The sequence below is a fragment of the Buttiauxella massiliensis genome, assembly GCF_902500225.1.
Taxonomy (GTDB): domain Bacteria; phylum Pseudomonadota; class Gammaproteobacteria; order Enterobacterales; family Enterobacteriaceae; genus Buttiauxella; species Buttiauxella massiliensis.
This window is the reverse complement of sequence record NZ_LR722655.1, coordinates 181,325-201,367: the sequence shown is the minus strand read 5'-3', so window position 1 is coordinate 201,367 and position 20,043 is coordinate 181,325. Positions and strand designations below refer to the sequence as shown.

At 49.3% G+C, this 20,043-nt stretch carries 16 protein-coding genes; 3 read left to right on the top strand and 13 right to left on the bottom strand.

All coding sequences use genetic code 11. The features are described from left to right. Positions 1-13: 13 nt before the first annotated feature. On the bottom strand, positions 14-595 hold the full coding sequence (locus GC128_RS14280) for a sugar O-acetyltransferase (RefSeq protein WP_151994868.1): 582 nt from the start codon (positions 593-595) through the stop codon (positions 14-16). Positions 596-1,002: 407 nt separating this feature from the next. On the opposite strand from GC128_RS14280, the gene GC128_RS14275 reads away from it, so the two are divergent. Then, positions 1,003-2,427 (top strand): sugar porter family MFS transporter, encoded by a 1,425-nt coding sequence (locus GC128_RS14275; protein ID WP_151994867.1) that lies wholly within the window; start codon positions 1,003-1,005, stop codon positions 2,425-2,427. Positions 2,428-2,487: 60 nt separating this feature from the next. On the opposite strand, the gene GC128_RS14270 is transcribed toward GC128_RS14275, so the two are convergent. The 6 genes from GC128_RS14270 to GC128_RS14245 all read right to left on the bottom strand — a co-directional run bounded on the left by GC128_RS14270 (position 2,488) and on the right by GC128_RS14245 (position 9,301). Then, entirely contained in the window at positions 2,488-3,891 is a 1,404-nt protein-coding gene (locus GC128_RS14270) for a diguanylate cyclase (protein WP_151994866.1), read from the bottom strand. Between the two features lie 235 nt (positions 3,892-4,126). Continuing rightward, complete coding sequence (locus GC128_RS14265) at positions 4,127-4,552, bottom strand: ion channel (RefSeq protein ID WP_151994865.1); 426 nt, start codon at positions 4,550-4,552, stop codon at positions 4,127-4,129. Positions 4,553-4,562: 10 nt separating this feature from the next. Beyond that, a complete protein-coding gene (locus GC128_RS14260) occupies positions 4,563-5,576 on the bottom strand; it encodes a DUF2955 domain-containing protein (protein ID WP_151994864.1) in 1,014 nt (337 codons plus the stop codon). A gap of 8 nt (positions 5,577-5,584) precedes the next feature. Next, positions 5,585-6,679 (bottom strand): HlyD family secretion protein, encoded by a 1,095-nt coding sequence (locus GC128_RS14255; protein WP_151994863.1) that lies wholly within the window; start codon positions 6,677-6,679, stop codon positions 5,585-5,587. After that, positions 6,676-8,142, bottom strand: a complete 1,467-nt coding sequence (locus GC128_RS14250; RefSeq protein ID WP_233782219.1) for an efflux transporter outer membrane subunit — start codon at positions 8,140-8,142, stop codon at positions 6,676-6,678. The genes GC128_RS14255 and GC128_RS14250 overlap by 4 nt, the downstream gene beginning before the upstream one ends. 46 nt (positions 8,143-8,188) lie before the next feature. Next, positions 8,189-9,301 carry an AI-2E family transporter gene (locus GC128_RS14245; protein ID WP_151994861.1) on the bottom strand — a complete coding sequence of 371 codons (1,113 nt, stop codon included), beginning with the start codon at positions 9,299-9,301 and terminating at the stop codon, positions 8,189-8,191. A gap of 986 nt (positions 9,302-10,287) precedes the next feature. Here GC128_RS14245 and yahO point away from each other — a divergent pair. Both yahO and GC128_RS14235 read left to right on the top strand, forming a co-directional pair. Next, positions 10,288-10,566, top strand: coding sequence for a DUF1471 family periplasmic protein YahO (gene yahO / locus GC128_RS14240; protein ID WP_151994860.1), 279 nt, complete (start codon positions 10,288-10,290; stop codon positions 10,564-10,566). A gap of 154 nt (positions 10,567-10,720) precedes the next feature. Then, positions 10,721-12,181, top strand: coding sequence for a TrkH family potassium uptake protein (locus tag GC128_RS14235; protein WP_151994859.1), 1,461 nt, complete (start codon positions 10,721-10,723; stop codon positions 12,179-12,181). Between the two features lie 84 nt (positions 12,182-12,265). On the opposite strand, the gene GC128_RS14230 is transcribed toward GC128_RS14235, so the two are convergent. The 6 genes from GC128_RS14230 to GC128_RS14205 all read right to left on the bottom strand — a co-directional run bounded on the left by GC128_RS14230 (position 12,266) and on the right by GC128_RS14205 (position 20,026). Further along, positions 12,266-13,654: an amidohydrolase family protein gene (locus GC128_RS14230; protein ID WP_151994858.1), complete on the bottom strand. Its 1,389-nt coding sequence runs from the start codon at positions 13,652-13,654 to the stop codon at positions 12,266-12,268. A gap of 15 nt (positions 13,655-13,669) precedes the next feature. Next, positions 13,670-14,620: a carbamate kinase family protein gene (locus tag GC128_RS14225; RefSeq protein WP_151994857.1), complete on the bottom strand. Its 951-nt coding sequence runs from the start codon at positions 14,618-14,620 to the stop codon at positions 13,670-13,672. 100 nt (positions 14,621-14,720) lie between these two features. Further along, complete coding sequence (locus GC128_RS14220) at positions 14,721-16,259, bottom strand: xanthine permease (RefSeq protein ID WP_151994856.1); 1,539 nt, start codon at positions 16,257-16,259, stop codon at positions 14,721-14,723. 11 nt (positions 16,260-16,270) lie between these two features. Then, positions 16,271-17,683 carry a YlbE family protein gene (locus GC128_RS14215; RefSeq protein ID WP_151994855.1) on the bottom strand — a complete coding sequence of 471 codons (1,413 nt, stop codon included), beginning with the start codon at positions 17,681-17,683 and terminating at the stop codon, positions 16,271-16,273. Next, complete coding sequence (gene fdrA / locus GC128_RS14210; protein ID WP_151994854.1) at positions 17,680-19,230, bottom strand: acyl-CoA synthetase FdrA; 1,551 nt, start codon at positions 19,228-19,230, stop codon at positions 17,680-17,682. The genes GC128_RS14215 and fdrA overlap by 4 nt, the downstream gene beginning before the upstream one ends. Further along, positions 19,208-20,026: a DUF2877 domain-containing protein gene (locus GC128_RS14205; protein WP_226812125.1), complete on the bottom strand. Its 819-nt coding sequence runs from the start codon at positions 20,024-20,026 to the stop codon at positions 19,208-19,210. Before GC128_RS14205 ends, fdrA begins: the two co-directional genes overlap by 23 nt. Between the last annotated feature and the right edge of the window lie 17 nt (positions 20,027-20,043).

The following is a 20,043-nucleotide window of genomic DNA, read 5'->3' as shown; positions in this document are numbered from 1 at the left end:
GTTGAGATTAGGCTCATTCAACGGTTTCTGGCAATTTATCTGCCAAACAAACTCGTTTTACTTGGCATGGGTTACCCGCAGCAATGACTCCGGCAGGAATATCATGTTTCACCACGCTTCCTGCACCAATAGTGCTGCCTTTACCGATAGTTACACCAGGCAAAATAATAGATCCCCCACCGATCCAAACATCATCGCCAATATTTATCGGCCGTGCGCTGCCAATATGTTGGTTTCGCGTATCAGGGTCCAACGGATGCTGCGCGGTATAAATTTGTACATCAGGAGCAATAAATACGTTATTACCAATAGTCACTGGAGCACAATCCAGTAGCACAAAGTTGAAATTAATAAATACATTATTACCAATATGAGTATTACAACCGTAATCAATACGCATTCCTTTTTCGAAATGAACATTTTCGCCAACTCGGCCAAATATTGTGCGAATTAACCTCTCTTTCTCGGTAACGGCACGGGCACTTAATGCATTAAATTCATCAACGATATCGCGTACCCGGTAACGGATTTCACGTAACTCTGGGTCATTAATATTATAATTTTCACCACTCACCATTTTGCTAAATTCGCGCATTCTCAACTCCTCATAGGCAATTGATGTTGTTAAATCATATTTTTTAGAACTGATAAATAACTACCTTTCGTAAACTGCATAGTCAGCACAAACGTCAATATATTCAGTTGTTTCTTACAACACCGAAAAGTAGAACAAAATTTATCCATATCAAATATTTGTATTTCTATGACCACACCTGATAAAAACCTCTAAAAACTTAATATATCTTATTGTTATTTATGCATTTACATTGTCATTCACTGAATTTATCAATTATGTCGCACTCATCACACAAATGATCATCACAGCAAAATAATCCATATATCTACCTACCTGGAGTCAGACGCTTTTTGGAAAGATCTTATAAAGTGCAGTCATTGGTTTTCGGAAACTACATTGAGCTTGCGGGATTTTGGAGATTTATTATGTCTAATGAAGTACTGCCTGGTTGCCCCAGTCACCTCAATACCAGAGCGCGCGACTCGCGCCGAATGACACTGTTTGTTTCCGTTTCTGCGGCGGTAGCGGGCCTGTTGTTTGGACTTGATATCGGAGTGATTTCTGGTGCTTTACCCTTTATTACTCAGCATTTTACTTTAAGTAGCCAACAGCAAGAGTGGGTTGTGAGTACCATGATGTTAGGCGCAGCAATCGGTGCACTTGCAAATGGCTGGCTCTCATCTGCGTTGGGTCGCAAATATAGTCTTATGGCAGGAGCGATATTATTTATTATCGGCTCACTCGGCTCAGCACTCGCGCCAACGGTAGAAATATTGATGGTCTCACGCGTCGTCCTTGGGATGGCCGTGGGGATTGCTTCATACACCGCTCCTCTTTATCTGTCTGAAATGGCAACGGAAGATATTCGCGGGAAAATGATCAGCATGTATCAGCTGATGGTTACTCTGGGTATTTTGCTGGCGTTCTTATCAGATACAGCCCTGAGCTACAGCGGCGACTGGCGAATGATGCTAGGCGTGCTGGCAATTCCTGCATTCCTGCTGCTGATACTGGTAGTCTTTTTGCCCAATAGCCCACGCTGGCTGGCCGCTAAAGGGCGCCATATTGAGGCCGAAGAAGTATTAAGTAAGTTGCGAGATACCTCGGAGAAAGCGCGCCAGGAATTGCAGGATATCCGTGAAAGCCTCAAGTTAAAACAGCACGGTTGGGAGCTGTTCAAAATGAACAGCAACGTGCGCCGTGCCGTATTCCTTGGCATGTTATTGCAAGCGATGCAGCAGTTCACCGGCATGAATATCATTATGTATTACGCGCCAAAAATCTTTGAAATGGCGGGTTTCACAACCACGCATGAGCAGATGATGGCAACCATTGTTGTCGGCCTGACGTTTATGCTCGCCACCTTCATTGCTATTTTCATGGTCGATAAAGCAGGACGTAAACCGGCGCTGAAAATTGGCTTTAGCGTTATGGCTGTTGGCACGCTGGTGTTGGGCTATTGCCTGATGCAGTTTGATAATGGCAATGCTTCGGATGGTTTGTCTTACCTGTCTGTCGGTATGACTATGATGTGTATCGCAGGCTATGCGATGAGTGCCGCACCTGTGGTTTGGATTCTGTGCTCTGAAATCCAACCGCTGAAAAGCCGTGATTTTGGGATTACCTGTTCAACCACCACGAACTGGGTGTCGAACATGATAATTGGTGCAACATTCCTGAGCCTGTTAGATGCAGTTGGCCCGGCGGCCACATTCTGGATGTATACCGCGCTTAATATTGCATTTATCGGCGTCACTTTCTGGCTAATTCCAGAAACGAAAAATGTCACACTGGAACACATCGAGAAGAAACTTATGGCGGGTGAAAAGCTGCGTAATATCGGGCAGTAACTCTTCCAGCACAATAAACCCTGACCTCATCAGTCAGGGTTTATCTATTTGTTCTGGCAATTAAAGTGAGTTATCCATGCCGAATGGGTAACTCTCAATACAATTGCGACCATTATTTTTTGCCTGATACAACATTTGGTCTGCTTTGTTAATAAGCCGCTGGTAATCAGGGTGGTTATCGAATTCGACCAAACCGGCACTGATGGTGACATTAAATGAGGTGTCTACATCGACTTCAATCATCTGGCTGGCAATATAGTTACGCAATCGCTCCGTCAGGACTTGAGCCTGAGACAATGACGTTTCCACCAGCAATAACATAAATTCTTCGCCACCGTAGCGGAAAACATAGTCACTACTGCGCACATACTCATGCAACCAGACCGCAATATTTTTTAGTGTGTTATCACCGACGGCGTGACCATAGTTATCATTGATTTTTTTGAAGTAATCTATGTCCAACAAAGCGATTGTAAAAGGTTTACCGGAGCTAATGGATAAACCAATCTCACGTCTCATAATCGTAGGGATAAAGCGACGAGTGAGTAGTTTGGTCATTGGATCTTTACCATTCTCACTTTTCACTATCTCTTCGAAGATAGAGCTAAGAATCATATTAACCTGTTCAATATCTTGCCTTAACAGGCGTAGCAAATGAATGCGACTCAACGTATTTGATGATTCTTTAGCAAACTCTGTGGTAATAAGCCTATCTATTTTTTGGATCAGTGCATCAACTTTCTTAATTAAATCTGGCTGCCTGAAAATATGTTGGCCTTTATGAGCAAACCATAGCCCGAATTCAGAATCACTTAGTAGCACACGTTCTTCAAATGGCAATTCAGTCGCAATATTATAAATAAACTGATTTTCCCAATCTTTTAATGCCCCTAACTGACGTTCACGTTCCACGCTCATATCGTCATAAACAGTTAGCAGGCGAAAATGTTCTTGATCGTGCATCATTTTTTGATGTGAAGGTGTAAAAGCAATAGTCATGACTTCAATTGCCGAATCTATTGCCATGCCACTAAAGAAGATAGCATCGTTAATTTCTTTTGCAGAGAGTTGTGTTTTATTTAATAGCAATTGAAAAAGTTCATACTTCAGCTTTCTGGCGCCACGGGCAACAAGATCGATAGGCAACCCAATCCGAGCATGAACCTCACCAACATTGCGCTGATGAGTAATTAACGCGGCTAAATCTTCACACGAACTCCCCAGCACTTTGCGCAACCAGTTGTTCATACTGGCACTAAGTCTCTCTTCAACCTGGGTCGTGCTAAGGAATAATTTCGCCTTCTCATCCTGCAACATATATTGATAATACGCATCAACCAGCTGCCTGACCTCCTCATCACTAAGGCTCATAAGGGTCTGATGAGTTGCAGCATTTGTATTATTAATTAACAACTGCCACTCATTTTTAATAATGTCGTAATTAAGAGGTTGGATGTTTTTCATAAGTGTAACATTTATTCTTCGCGAGATATTATTTCTATTAAGGAATTCCCCTGTGAGTTGAATATTATCTCAACTGCTCTTTTTTGTATAACTTTATCATTTCCAGATATATATAATTCTCTTACTTAAAATTTCCACATTTCAATACATTCAACTGCTTTAAATACGTCAATACTTCTGCTATGCAACCCAATATTGCAGCAATAGCGAAAAACTTTGCGCCAGATAAAAAAGATTACTTTAAATTCCCCAATTGCTTGCGGATATGGTGCTGTAGCACCGCTAGCATGCTGGCACCGGACAACCCAATCATCAGCGCACCATTCACCGCTTCCAGTGGGCCGAGCAGCTTCCATTTTGTACTCATCACGATATCGCCATAACCCAACGTGGCAAAATTGACGCCAGAGTGATAAACAGCCTCTTGCAGTGAGGAAAACTCCCCGAGCCACAAAAACAAGATCCCCCACAGCATTATTTGCAGCAGATTACCCACCAATACGATGATGATGATGCCGAACAATGCCAATACGCCATACAACATCCCTTCCTTCTGGTGAAAGCGCTTGATGTAAAAGCGAATGCACCAAACAGACATAAGTGATTGCAGCAACATATTGCACAGGATGACAGGCATCCCAGTTATCAAGACCAGCAACATTTTAACCCCCTTAATCTGTTTCGGCTGCTGGACGACCAGCCTGATGCCAGCGTTCAAGAACCACCACACACGCCCAGCCATACAGGGCAACAGCAACATATAGAGAACAGCGCATCAGCGATGCCAGCCAGACATCTTTACCGGAAGCACTGTCCTGAATTGCTGGGCCAAACAGAATCAGGCAGGTGACCCAGGCATTACTCCAGAAAGAGGGGGTGAATCGGCCAGCCGCCAGTCGCACCAAACGGCGCGCAACCCAAAGGCTAACGAAAGCCATCCACAGCACCAGCATCAGGAATGAAGGCCAGATGCTAAGCCCAAACCACAGCACCACCGCCAACAGCGCCCCCATCAGAGTCGATAGCACCAACTCTTTCCCGACCTGTTTTGCCGCAAGCGTGTTGGTTTGCTGTGCCAGCATCACGGTTTTCATCACTGCCGGGATATAAAACGCAGGGTTGCTTAATGCTAACAACCACACCGGCAATACAATAAGTACTGCACGTAAAGCCAGCTGGTGTGGAGATTCAGGAGGCAATAGATCCTTAGCTGCTAAGGCAAGTGTGGCCTGCGGCGGGAACAGTACTAACGCAAACCGGTTAACCACCGTACCAATGATGATGCCAAGCCCCATCATTTGAGCAATACCAATAGCTAGTGACTGCTCGATGAGTCCGGCAATCGGAATGATGGTAATGGCCGTCGTCAGTAGCATGGCCTGGGTTCCCTTCCCTCTAAGCCCCATCAGCATCAGCAGATAAAGCAGCAGCGCCGTAAACAGCAATGCAGATAACGGGTAGTGCGTCAGTAAAGGCACCATCAGCACGCCACCAATCATGGTCATCGTTAGCACTAAGCCAACAATAATCCCCTTTTTGATGGGCAAAGGTTTCCCCTGACACAACACAATCCAGGCCATAATGCAGCCCAAATGCGGCATCGGTAGTGCAAGGCCGTAGCAGACCAGCGCCGCAATGGCCGATCCCACTCCAATTCTCAGTACCGCACGATCCCCGTTATGCATGGCCTACCTCAGTAGATATACGAGAACCAGCTCATCAGTCGTATGTAGATGCTACCGAAGAAGCTCATTACGCCAGCGCCATTGGCATAGACCAATACATCCGCCTGCCCACCGACCCGCAAGTTTTTAACCGGAGGGAAATCGTCTTTAACAAAGGCTATTTTCACCGGGAACCGCTGCGCCTGACGTAGCCAGTCACGGCTATTATCGACCGTAGGCAGAACACCTGCGGGCTGGCTTTGTGTAGCACTTACGCCATAACTGATGCTGCGCACCTGGCCTTTGAAAATATGCCCCGGCATGCTGTCGAGCAAAATGGCGACTTCATCACCGATATTCACATTGCCGATGTTATTTTCGGTCATATCCGCGCTAATCCAGACATCGTTTATCGCCACCAGCGTCATAACGGGTGCTCCCGCGCCAAGAAACTGTCCGATATCAGTGCGCAGATCCGTTACCAACCCGCGGTTGGTCGCAACAACTACGGCATTTTTCCGGTCCAGTTCGGCTTTTTGCACCGCGGAACGAGCGCTCAGCAGTTGTGAGTTTTTTTCCCCGGAAACGCCCGCGGCTTCCGTCGCTCGGCGCACATCAGCAGCGGCGGCTGCCATCTGGCTACGCGCGGTTTCCCGCGTGGCTTGTGCCACTTCGAGTCGGCGAACTGAGATGGTGCCGGGATCTTCACGATACAAACGCTCCTGACGTTCAGCGTCTTTAGCCGCATTTTGATAAGCGGCTGTCGCCGCCTGTAAACCCGCTTTGGCCGCGGCAATGGTTTCATTATTGGCTTTGACCGAACTGAGCACCGTTTCATAGTCCGAGCGAGCCTTAGCCAACGCGATGTCATAAGGCTCGGGATCAAGCTCAAACAGCTTATCGCCCGGCGAGACCTCCTGATTATCGCGGACATAGACCTTTTGTATTTGCCCTCCCACTTCCGCAGCAATGGGGATAACAAATGCTTGAATTCTTGCCTGAGAGGTATAAGGCGTGAGGCGGTCCGCTGCCAGATACCAGCAAAGCAATAAAATGATGACCACGAGGAGACCTATCACTCCACGTCGACTGGCTTGCCCCGCCGGAGATGAGGATTCTGTCATTGCTGTTTACCTTCTTTGGGTAACGTTGCTGATGGCAAAGGGGCATCCAATAAAGGCACCCAGTTATCACGCTGGCGTAAATGAGCATCGGTTTGCTTATCAACCAGTGGGCGCTCACGCCCTTTCTCCCAACCGCCGCCCAGAGCCTTATAGAGCGTAATCAAGTCACGCATCAGGGCACCCCGGCTATTCACTAGTCGCTCCTGCTGATTGAACAAGGCTCTTTGTGAATCCAGCACACGCTGGAAGTCAGCCATACCCTCACGATATTGGGTGTTGGCGATATCCAAAGAACGGTTTGCCGCTTGCCCGGTTTGGGTCAGCAGATCGATCTCTTGTTTATCATTGGCGTAAGCAACGGCTGCATCATCCACTTCACGTGCGGCCTGAAATACCGTATCCCGGTAGCGTTCATGCAGTTGCAGGAACCGCGCATCTTGTACCAACACCTGGTTACCCAGCCGCCCTTGATCAAGCAAGTTCCAACTAAATGTCGGCCCCGCAGCCCAGGAGAGCGTGCTACTTCCGCCATTTCGGGCGCTAATTCCCACGCTGCCGAAAAGAGAAATAGATGGATAGAGTTCAGTTTCTGCCACGCCTATCAAGGCTGACTGTGCCGCTAATTGCCTTTCAGCCGCTCGCACATCAGGTCGGCGGCGCAGCAAATCTGCCGGTAGTTCCGACACCAGCTCGAGATTGCCCTTCGGAAGGACCCCTGTGTTATCGACCATTTCGGGTAACGGGCCAGGTTTTCGCGCCAGCAGCACGCTCAATGCGTTCTGGCTCTGACGCAGACTTGTTTCCAGTTGAGGAAGACTTGAGAGAGTTGATAGATATTGGGTTCTCGCCTGCTGTACATCTAGCTCAGCGCTGTTGCCGCTGAGGAATAAACGTTCTGTGATTTGCAGGCTACGCTGCTGAATTTTGGCGTTACTGCGGGTAATTTGCAGGCGCGCTTCAAGCGTACGGATATTCACATACAGCTGTGCGACTTGTGCCGCCATCAGCACCTGAATATCGTCATATTGCGCAAGTGTTGCGAAGTAACTCGCATCGGCAGATTCGACACCTCGTTTGAACTTGCCCCAGAAATCGATCTCCCATCCCAGGTTAAAGCCCGCGCCATAGTTGGTGCTAGCGATGTAACGGTCATTACGTTGTTGACCGCCAGTAATGACTTGCCCATCGCCAATGGTTGCCTGAGGTGAGAGTAAGCTTTCTGCAATCCCCAACTGCGCTCGTGATTCAAGCAAGCGCAGACCGGCAATTTTAACGTCGGGGTTTTTCCGCAAAGCTTCGTTGACGAGCATCGTAAGCGTCGGGTCATTAAGCTGTATCCACCACTGGTCATAACTGCTCTGAGATACACCAGATGCCATACTCTTCGTCACCGGTTGCCATTGCGCCAGCTCCGGAACTTGTGGAGTTTTATAGTCAGGTCCCAGAGTGGTACACGCGCTCAAGACCAGGCTTGCGCCCCCCGTTATCAGGAGGCGCCTGAATCTGTCTTCACAGAGCATCTTGCCCGCTCAACGTCGGGCCTGACGGACCTTCTTTAACCCAGGCCATGAAGATTCGGTAACCAATAGAAAGCAAGGTCGCGCCAATAAACATGCCGAGAATACCGTTGGTCGCCATACCTCCCAGCGCCCCCAATAGCACCACAGGCATTGGCACATCTACACCACGCCCCAACAACAAAGGTTTCAGCACATTGTCCGCCATACCGGCGACAATCAGCAGAATGGTGAAAATGATATTCATCACCGTTCCGTTGTCGCCTGTCATCCACATAATCGCGATAGCCGGGGCGGTAACCAGTATCACCGGAACCTGGGCAATACCCAGAATCAGAGCCAGAACGAAGAAAATCCCCACGGCAGGAATACCAGCGAACGCCATCACAATACCGGCCAGCAACGCCTGAATGAAGGCAACACCAATAACCCCCATCGCTACGGCACGAATGGTATTGGTGCAAAGTTTAGTCAGGGCCGGGCCTTTTCTTTCATCGGTGATGCGGGTGGCGATACTCGTGGCACTTGCCGCACCTGAAGCACCCCAGGCCATCATGATACCGGCGACGATAAAGGAGAATACAAAGCCAATCAAACCGCCACTCATGCTAGCCAGAATGGTAATAACCTGGCGGGTAATCTCACCTAGTTGCGGGCCATAACTTTTAACTAAACCCGGCAAATCTGTCGCGGCCCTCATCCACACAACATAGATTTTTTCACCCACAATCGGTATTGCCACCAGGCGATTCGAAGGTTGCGGAATGACCAGGCTATCGCTGGTGACTTTTGAAATAAGTGCACTGACGCTATCACCCAGGGAGCTAATCATCGCGATGGTAGGTACAACGATTAGCAACACCCCCAGCAATACCAGCAAGGTCGCAGCCCATCCCTGTTTATTCCCCATACGCGCAGCAAAACGTTGATGAAGCGGATAGAGAGTCACCGCCAGAATAAGTGCCCACAGCAGCATATTCATAAAAGGCGAGATGACAGTAAAACAGAAGGAGGCTAGTGCGAGGATGAGACCAAATTTGATGAACATATCCAGAAATCTGGCAACCAGTCTTTTCTCAGCTAAGGGGGTATCATTAATTTCCATGATGCGGTTATTCCAGGTGATAGTGACTACGTAACTATCCAGATCTCGAGCATTAATGACCGGGACAGCAGATCGCTGGCATTGCATTTTAAAAAATTAGATTGAGCCCAGTAATATAAACCCGTTGGTTTTTATTAACTATTTTGATAATAGAACAAACAGACATTACTGCAAAAATGGCACAAAGAGTGTGGTCGCCAGACTTACCATCTAAAAACAAAGATAAAAAATTTAATCTATACAATGGCATTCTATTTTCGATAGCATTTTCCGTATAAACAAAAATAAAAAATCAGAACTAAGTTCTGTAAAAAACAACCTGTACAATCGAAAATATCACGACAGCATTCATAACACCTCACTCACCGATGAATGCACCACCAGAAAAGAATGAAATGACAATAACCCCCCAACATCATTGAGGGTGATGCTCTTTCTGCAGAGTAATTATTTCGTGTTATACCCAAGTATTAAACCAGCCTTATTAGCACATAACAAAACGGTTTTTTGTTTATTTTTAACAAACACTAATCAACTCAATGAGAACAATTGCGGCATTAAGGTATCAAAGTGTTAATAATTAATTGCAAGCCATTAATTATATACCCAAAATAATTCAAGATGCAGGAAGGCGTTTGGGCGACCAGTAACGGATCAAACAAAACTGATGAACAAGCGTTGACCAAATAGTCCTGAGTGATGTCGGCGGTTAACTGTAGGTATGAATATCTCGGTGTTGTTGATTGGCATTTTTTGGATATTGGACCTGCATGGCGACACTTTCGCGCCGGTGCCCATTCACCCTTTATCTGCTGTTCTCAGATAAGGTTAGCAATAATCATACTTTTCAATACTGAACAATCTCTTATGCATCTATTTTTGAACAAAATTTTTCTTTCCCTAAGTTGGCGAGAAATACAGTTCTGAACCATAGTCTAAAGGTAGGGAAAACAATTTATCTACCATAAGCAAAGATGAGGTTCGTCATGAAAATAGCTAAGGGTGTATTGGTAGCGTTAACTTTGGGTGCAGTATCATTCAGTGCATTGTCAGCAGAACTGTTGACGAAAGAAGCCTATAACGACCATAAAGATCAGTATGTAAAAGTAGGTACCATCACCACCAGTGGTGAAATGTCACCATCTGATGCCAAAGCAGAACTCTCCAAGAAAGCCGATGAGCTGGGTGGTCAGTTTTATGTTGTAACTTCTGCAGATACCGAGAATAAAATTCACGGCACCGCAGACGTATACAAGAAGAAATAACCTGTCTTCTAAATGGGCACCCCCTGTGTTGCCCATTTAACAACGCTTCCCTTCACAATAAAGCCAGATAACCTTTCCTACCCAAAATACCCTATACTTTGCCATCCGTACCTGATTGATATACCTGAATAACACAGGTATCTGGGTTTCTCTGATGTATATATCAACCCGTTTTAGAATTGTGATTCACCTTTGTGCGTTTCTGGTAGTTCTATACAGTTTGACCATGATCCCGCCTATGTTGCTGGCTTTAGTCGAAAAAGAACGCAGTCTGTTTGGCTTTCTTTATACCTTTCTCATCACTTTTACACTGGGAAGCCTGGCCTGGGTGATGACTGGCCGGTCTAATATTCAACTCGAAACTCGCGATGGATTTATTATCATCGTTATGTTTTGGCTGCTGTTTTCGGTGATCAGCGCCATGCCGCTGTGGCTTGATGACAGCTATAACGTCTCTTTAGCAGATGCCATATTTGAAGGGGTTTCGGGGATAACCACCACCGGAGCGACTGTTTTCAATGATGTTGGCCATTTGCCCAAGTCGATTCTTTATTATCGCGCGCAGCTCAACTTCGTCGGCGGCCTCGGTGTCATAGTGCTGGCGGTTGCCGTGCTACCGCTGCTCGGTATTGGGGGCATGAAACTTTATCAGTCCGAAATGCCTGGGCCATTTAAAGAAGAGCGTCTCACCCCACGCCTTGCGGATACCGCCAAAAGCCTGTGGCTGACCTATTTGCTGCTCGGCGGCGCATGTACTATTGCGTACAAGCTCGCAGGAATGCCGTTCTTCGACGCGCTTTGCCACGGCCTTTCTACCGTGTCATTAGGCGGGTTTTCGACGCGAACAGAAAGCATCGGCTTTTATGACAGTTACGCTATCGAACTGGTCGCCGGGGCATTTTCATTGCTCTCCGCCATCAACTTCACGCTCTATTTTGTCGCCCTTGCGCGGCGTAGCATCAAACCGTTCCTGAAAAGTGCCGAGCTAAAGTTCTTCCTGTTGGTCGCAAGCGTGGTGATTTTAATCATCACACTCGAAGTCTGGCGCGCCGGGATGTACGCCTTGCCTGCTTCTTTCGTACACGCATTTTTCCTCACCAGCTCAATGATTACCGACAACGGGCTGTCGACCAGCGATTACGCCTCCTGGCCGGTACACACCATCGTCCTGCTGCTTTCGGCCAGTTTCTTTGGCGGCTGCGTAGGGTCAACCTGCGGCGGGATCAAAGCGCTGCGCTTCCTGGTGTTATTCAAACAGACTCGCCATGAAGTCCATCAACTCGCCCACCCACGCGCCATCATGAGTATCCGCATCGGCAATTCGCCGGTAAACGACCGGGTATTGCGCTCGGTGTGGAGCTTTTTCTTTCTCTACGTGGTGTGCACCCTGTTTTTCATCTGGATGCTGAATTTACAGGGCTATGACTTATTAACTTCCTTCGCCACCGTCGCCGCCTGTATTAATAATATGGGGTTAGGTTTTGGCGAAACGGCGGCGGGGTTTGGCACGTTAAGTGACAGTGCGAAATATTTAATGTGTGCGGCGATGTTATTAGGACGACTTGAGATTTATCCCGTGTTGATTCTGTTTTCCAGGACGTTCTGGCGGAGTTAATTATCAGACAGAACGGGCATAAATGGTGGATGACGCTGCCCGTTCTGGGGTAGGTCGGATAAGCGCCAGCGTCATCCGACAAAATTACACGCTAAGTTCACCCCAAACCAGATTCCCTTTATGGAATGTCGCGGTTCGTGGAGAGATACGTGCCACGGCTTCGGCAGAACATGAGGCATCCACCAGTACAAAGCTTGCTTCATCCTGTGCTTTTGGCCACACACGCTCGCCTTTGTCATTAAGCGGCAGCACATTTCCTGTGGCAATCGCCAGCGAGCGCGAAAGGTTTAGCTCACTCACACGCATATAAAGCTGCGCATATAAATTCGCTTTCTCCAACATGTCGCCCAGGCCATACGGCGACCAGTGGTCGATAACGCTGTCGGTGCCGGTCATCACAAACACACCCTTCTCTTGTAGCTGCTTAAGTGGCATATGCATGGTGCCAATCGGTACCGTTGACGCGATAGTAATTTGTTGCGCTGCCATACGCGTAGCAATCGCATCAACTTCTTGCTCGTTCATCATCGCCAGTGCAAAACCGTGGCTGATGGTCAATTTGCCTTTCAGCTCAGGAGTTTTCTCCACCGTTTCCACCATATAATTCACCGCCGCAATGCCCGCTGGACTGGTTTCGTGCAGGTGAATATCGACGCCTTTTTTGTAGTCGATAGCTATCTGGAACATGGCATCTAAGGATTTTTCCATCGCCCCATCGACGTTAGTCGGGTCAAGCCCACCCACGTAGTGAGCGCCCGCTTGCATTGCATCACGCATCAACGCAACGGAGTTCGAGTGCAGCAAACCATGCTGAGGAAACGCGACAATTTCACAGCTAAAACCAGACTTACGGCGTTCCAGAACCGCTTGCAGATTCTCGAGGTTTTTCAGCCCGGAAACTGGCTCAACGTTGCAATGGCTACGAGCGATGGTCGAGCCTTTCGACTGAATCAAATCAATCAGTTTTTCTGCACGCTCCTGAGTGACCGGTTGCAGTTCCGGCAGCAATTTTTGCTCAAGGGAAATCATGTCCAGAATGGTGGTTCCCGCCGGGCGGTTATGCACACGCCACGGGCCGCCGTAGAAGGTTTTATCAAGATGGATGTGCATATCGCGCATCGCTGGCAGCAGCAGTTTCCCTGACGCATCGTAATGGGCAAGGGTGGCATCGGGATGCTGTTTATTTGCGAGCAGTGCCGCAATTTTGCCGTCTTTAATTTCCAGCGTTTTTAGCTCGGTTTGCGTGCCAACAATAGTCTGCCCGTCGCGGCTAAAACCCGCCTCCAGCAGTACGTTGTCGAGGTAGTAATGCGATTCTTTAATGGCGCTCATGCGATTGTCCGTCTCACAGGTAAGGGAGGCTGGTTTCGCAGCATACGCCATTGAGCCAGTCGCGCCAAAGAGTGCGCAGGCAGCAGCCACTTTGCCGCCACCGCTTAAAAATTCACGGCGGCTTTTTTCTGCATTATTCATTGAGTTCTCCCACTCTTAAGTATTAACAATATGAGTGCCCGTCTCGCCACGCAGGGCTGCAGGTAATTTTTCAGGTGTGGTGATAATCACGCGTTTGCCGCCATTGCGCAGGAACGCGAGGCTGGCAGTGATTTTTGGCAGCATGCTGCCCGGAGGGAAATGACCTTCTTCGCTGAAATGCACCATCTGTTCAACCGTGACTTCATCGAGTGCTCGTTGTTCTGGTTTGCCAAAGTGAATACACACTTTCTCCACGCCAGTGGTGATTACCAGAATGTCAGCGTTCACTTCGCGAGCCAGCAGCGCGGTAGACAGGTCTTTATCGATAACCGCATCCACGCTCTGGTAATCGCCCTGTTCGCTGCGAATCACCGGAATACCGCCGCCGCCCGCGCCAATCACCACAAAGCCTTGTTTGATAAGCGCGCTGATGGCATCCGCTTCAACAATCCGTTTTGGCTCTGGAGACGCCACAACCCGACGGTAACCCCGCCCGGAATCTTCTACAAACTGCCAGTCCGGGTGAGCCACTTTTAGCGCCTCGCACTGTTGTTCGCTAAAGAAAGCGCCGATCGGCTTGGTCGGATGGGTGAAATTAGGGTCGTTTTTATCTACTTCTACCTGCGTAATCACGGTGACCGCTTTTTTGTCCCCGTGTTTACCCAACTGGTTATTCAGCGCCTGCTGAATCAGATAGCCAATGCCGCCCTGGGTATCTGCCACACAGTTAGCCAGTGGCGTGAGCGGCAATCCCTCTTTCTCATGGGCGATTTCCGCTCGGCGCAGATCCAGCCCCACCTGTGGGCCGTTGCCGTGCGTCAGCACGATGTCGTAATCCGACGAAAGCATTTCCAGCACCGTCTGGGCCACTTCTTTAACCGCGACTTGCTGATGTTCAACCGACTGGCTGGCGTTATCTTTGATGATGCTGTTGCCGCCAATTGCCACAACCACGAGCTGTTTCATTGTTTTTATCCTTGTAGGACAAAGGCCGGTGGATGCCGCCTGAGGCTTATCCACCCTACAAAACTGTAGGGCCGATAAGTACGCGTCATCCGCCATTTTTTTATACCGAGGTCACAACCTCAGAAGCCGCTTCACGGCGGTCGAGCACGTGCTTCACCACAAACATCGCGCCCATCATCAAATACGCAGTGACAAACATCAGCGAACTGCCCTGCGCAAAGCCGACCATCGGCGCATGAATCACGCCAAACAGTGCCAGCAACGCACCGACAACCGCCGCAACTGCACCACGTAACGGTTTGTTGATAATCGCGAAGATTGCAACACAGCCCCACAACATACTGGCGAGCGGTGCACCGTTACCCAAATGCACCAGTCCCTGGTAAAACACCCCTTTATGCGCCAGCGCTTCCGGGCCGATTTTTGCAGCCGTTGTGCCCGCTGCGGCCATCACGCTATTCACCATGGTCAGTGCCCAGTTAGCTATCCACGGGAACAAGCAGATGAAGATAACCGGCACCTCTATTTTCGGTGTCTCTCGCACCACCTGGTTTGCCGTCACCACACCGATAAACACCAGAATCGGCACAATCGCGGTCATCGGAATTATGGCGAGCATGAACGCCCCAAGGCCAAACAACGGCACGATAAACATCGTCACACCTGACGCCAGCGTGTAACCGATACTCGCGCCCATCGCTTTCCAGCCCGCATGGCCAACGTACACCGTGACCGGGAACGGGTTCCCCATCAGGCAACCGAGCGTTGAAGCCAGGCCGTTGGTCAGCATCACTTTACGCGTGTTGTATTCGTCACCCGCTGCGTGGGCACTTTCGATGTTTTCCAGGTCGAAAATGTAGTTCGCCAGCCCCAACGGAACTGCCGATGCCAGGTAAGGCAGCGCGTGCGGCAAGCCTTGCAGGAAGCTATCAACATGAATCGATGGCGGGTTAAAGCCGAATGAGGACATCGAGGCTTTGATGGCCTCCGGGCTTTGCAGGCCGGAAACCCACGCCAGCGCAGTACCGGCAACCAACAGTAATAAGCCAGTAGGAATACGGGCAAAAATCGGCTTTTTGCCAAACCAGTTGATGAAGATAAGCAGCAGCACGATGAAGGAAACCGTCGGCGCTTCAAATGCCTGAAGCATCGGGTTCATCGCCAACAGCAACAAACCTAATCCCGACAAACACGACAGCAGAACGGTACGCGGGATCATCTTGCGGATGGTTTCGCCAAGGAACGAACCGCCCACCAGAATCATCGCTTCAACAAAACACCACACCAGACCAATCTGAATCGCAAATTCGGCATCGCCAGTTTGCTGATAGACCGGCATCAATACCAAAAACGTCACGGTAAAGATGGACGGCGCACTTGGCCCGGAAGGCAGTGCGGTCACATCTTTGCGCCCTGTCTCTTTTGCCAGCTGCAAACCAAACCAGGCGTAGCAAATGCTCGCTACCAGCACCGCCAGCCCGAAGGCTGGCGCAATGCGCCCGTAAACAATCTCAGTCGGAATACCCACCACAAAAATGAGTAACCCCATCATGGTCAGCAAGTTAGTCAGGTTGTTGGTCATCAACCCGAAATATGCCGCCCAGTCACCGCGTTTCCACTCAAGCTTAACGTTTGTCATCGGGGTATCCCTCAGAAAGAGTAACGCTCACCAAAGGCGAGCAGAGCCTTCTCAAAACATTCAAACGGCGGATGGACAATCCCGGCGCCAATCATGCCGATGCCCGCATCTTTGTGGGCAATGGCTGTGTTGATCACCGGCAAAATGCCGCTGTTGCCCACACGCGTAATATCAATGGCGGTTGGGATGCCCATAAACGACAGCAATGGAATGGTGACGTTCGGGTTTTCGCCCAGCGTGATTTCGCGCATCTGGCGCGAGAAATCGATAGCTTCATCCACGGTGCCACCCACCAGCGCGACAATCGCCGGAGCCGTTGCCATTGCAAATCCGCCGATGCCGTAGGTTTCCGTGATCGCGCTATCACCAATATCGAGACCAGAATCTGCCGGTTTGTAACCCGCAAACATCGGGCCAATCACTTGCTGTGCCGGGCCGGTGAACCACTGCCCCGGTAGGCCGCTAACGCGCAAGCCAAACTCCACGCCGTTACGCGCCATAGTAGTAACCACAGTGCTGTATTCGATACCGTGCGCCGCGTCCATTGCCGCTTTGCACATCGCCATCCACGTTGGGCCGGAGAAGTAGTCGCTGCTGGCGACAAAATCGAACACTTCTTTCTGCTGTGCGACGGTGAAATTAGTCTGAATAATCCACGGTGTGAGCGCCTGAATCAGCAATGTGGTGCCCGCGTTGTTGCGGTTGTGGCACTCGTCGCCCATATGCAGTGCTTGCGCCAGCATCAAACGCAGGTCGATTTCACCCGCCAGTTTCATCGCATCACGCAACATTGGGCCGAGCACATCACGCATCCAGATAAGGCGGTCAATCACGCTCTGGTCGTTAGCGCCCATGCGCAAGATCTTCGCCATCTGTTCGCTGAGGTTGGTATAGGCGCGGTTACCGTAGGTTTTGTTCTCGACGATATGCATAAACATCGAGGCAGAAGTCACACCCGCCATAGACCCTACGCAGTCGTGTTCATGGCATGGCGAGAAGATTATTTCGCCTGATGCTGCCAGCTGCGCGGCCTCATCAATATTCGCCGCCAGCCCTTCAAACACCAGTGCCCCGGTGACCGCACCTTTCATCGCGCCGCACATATTTTCCCAGGCAACCGGCGGCCCGGCGTGAAGAATGGTGTTGCGCGTCATGCCCGGAACCACATTAATCGCCTGGTCGTAACCCACCAAAACAGGCTGTGACTGGATGATGCGCTCAACGGCCAGTTTGTTTGCTGCTGCTACTTTTTCGGCAAGTGCCGGAGCGACGATGGAATCGAGCGCGTTAACGACAGCTAAATTACCCTGCCCCGGTGGCGTCCAGTCCAGTTGAGTGACAGGAACGCTCTGCTTTTTCAAATCATCGCTGAACATTGCAATGCCGACGTTAATCACATTTAGCGGTTGGTTGAATAAACTCATTGTGCTTTCTCCTTGCAAACAAACTCACGTGCAAGCAAACCGGTGTTGGTGCTGCTACTTGCCCAGATAACGCCCGCATCCGTCAGCATCTGGCACTGCTTTTCAAGCGATGGCGTGTCCAAATCGGTGCCCAACACATAGCCCAGGATTTCCAGGTTACGCTCTTCGCGGGCAGCAATGGCTTTCGCTTCTTTGATGGCATCAAGCATCACGCCGACCGGATCTTCATGGGAGCCAAAGCCCAAGACGAAGTCCATCACAATCACGCCCACTTCCGGGTCACGTGCTTCCTGCAACAGGCGGCTAATACGGTTGGTTGGGTCAATCATCGGGTGTGGTTTGCCGTTGGTGAAATCATCGTCGCCGAAATCGAGGAAGGTGTGCGCAACGCTGATATTCACGTCTTTGAGGCGATATTCCGGGTTGGGTTGAATATTGCTGTAGACGTCCGGGTACTTTTCCAGTGCTGCAAACATCGCTTCGTCACACAGCGTGCCGCCGCAGAACAGCGCACGAATGTACTTTTGCTCAGGTTTCATGCGCGCACGGATTTCTTCAATCAGCGGCCAGTTAAGCGGGTGTAAGTCCAGCGACTCTCTTTTGATTCCAGTCAGCAGAACGGCTTTCAGCGCGGCCTCTTTCGTCGCACGAGCAAACTGCAAACCTGCTTCATCCTCACGTGCTTCTTTAGTACCAAGGAAGCAAACCACCACCGGTTTGCGGCAAGCTTTGGCCCTCTCCAGCACTTTACGGGCTACCGTTTCAGCAGGTGGTTTGGAAACCAGAACAATCACTTCAGTTTGCGCGTCATCTTCCAGCATCTGGATTGCATCGAGCATCATGATACCGCCGATTTTCTCGCTTAAATCACGCCCTCCGGTGCCGATGAGTTGTGAAATCCCACCGCCAAATTCATGGATACGCACGCTCAATTCCTGGCTGCCAGTACCGGACGCACCAATAATGCCAATTGAGCCACGGCGTACCGCGTTGCCAAAGCACAGCGCTGCACCATTGATAATCGCAGTACCGCAGTCCGGTCCCATCATCAGCAGCCCTTTTCTGTGTGCAAGCTGCTTGAGTGCCAGTTCGTCATCAAGGGAAACGTTGTCGGAAAAGAGCATCACGTTGAGGTCGTTTTCCAGCGCCTGACGTGCTTCACGGGCAGCAAACGCGCCATTGACCGAAATCACCACGAGGTTACTTTCAGGGATATTTTGATGCGCGCTGGAAAGTGTTGCGTAACGAGATTCGTGGCGTGAGTTGCCGCTGTCTTTGCGGGTGAAGAGCCCTTCAATGGCTTCAAGAGTGGCGTCGTTCGCCGTATCGCTCGCGCCTTTAATCACAATCATCAGGTCGCCATTTTTGGCCTGTTCGAGTTCGTCGTTTAACAGACCGAGGTTTTTTAAAACCCCTTTGTTCATCTCGGTCGCCATCGCGACAAACGCCTGTTCCACACCGTCAAGCTGGTTGGCTTTGGTTGAAATAGACATCAGTGAGACAGAATCAAAATAGGTGTTCTTTTTAATTACAATCCTGGTCGACATAATTTCCTCCGTTAATTTTGGTCAAAGCGAAGGCATCCGCCATGCCGCAAAGCATGTCGCATCCTGAACTCGATCCTATTTTTTTAATTTCGTTAATAGACTGCTGAATATTTTCTAAATCACCATTGACCACCTGATAAATAAAACCATAAATAGTTTCACGATAACGTTGGTCAATAGCTTCACGCAGCGTAATAGCGCTTAGCTGCGTGGTTTTATGTTTTTCTCTTTCCAGTACAACAATAAAAATATCTCTATATTTCCGCGCTGGATGCCCGATAATAAATAAAACAGCACTCAGGCCCGCCAGATAATCATCACCGGATGGTGTTAGTCCAATACCTAAACCCAGCAATCCACTTATTCCTTTTTCAATCCCAGCGCAATTCCCTGTATTTAGCGCTGATATAAGCTGCTTTCGATGTAATTGCAGCAGGCGGCTCATTTCCTGGTAGAAAATATTATCGCCATGAAAATAAAATAGTGACGAACTTTTTATGACACTGGCCTGTGTCATTTGCGCAAGATGTTGCCAATCAATCTGTTTTATTCGTGTGTGGCTTAGAAAAAGCGCTTCAGGTTGCCAGCGTGTACAGCGCGAGAAATCGATACGTTTATCTGTGCCAATATCAATGCCGTTACTGTGAAAACTTACCCGTTCACCAGGCTTAAAGTGGTTCTGACAATGCTCTACTGCTAAACGACAGCTATTTGGTGCGTTATCACATTCGGTACTGAGCAAAGTGAAGATCTGTTGCCTTTCAGGGAGGTGAATATTCACCGCCCGGTCAAACACCTGCTCAACATAACCTG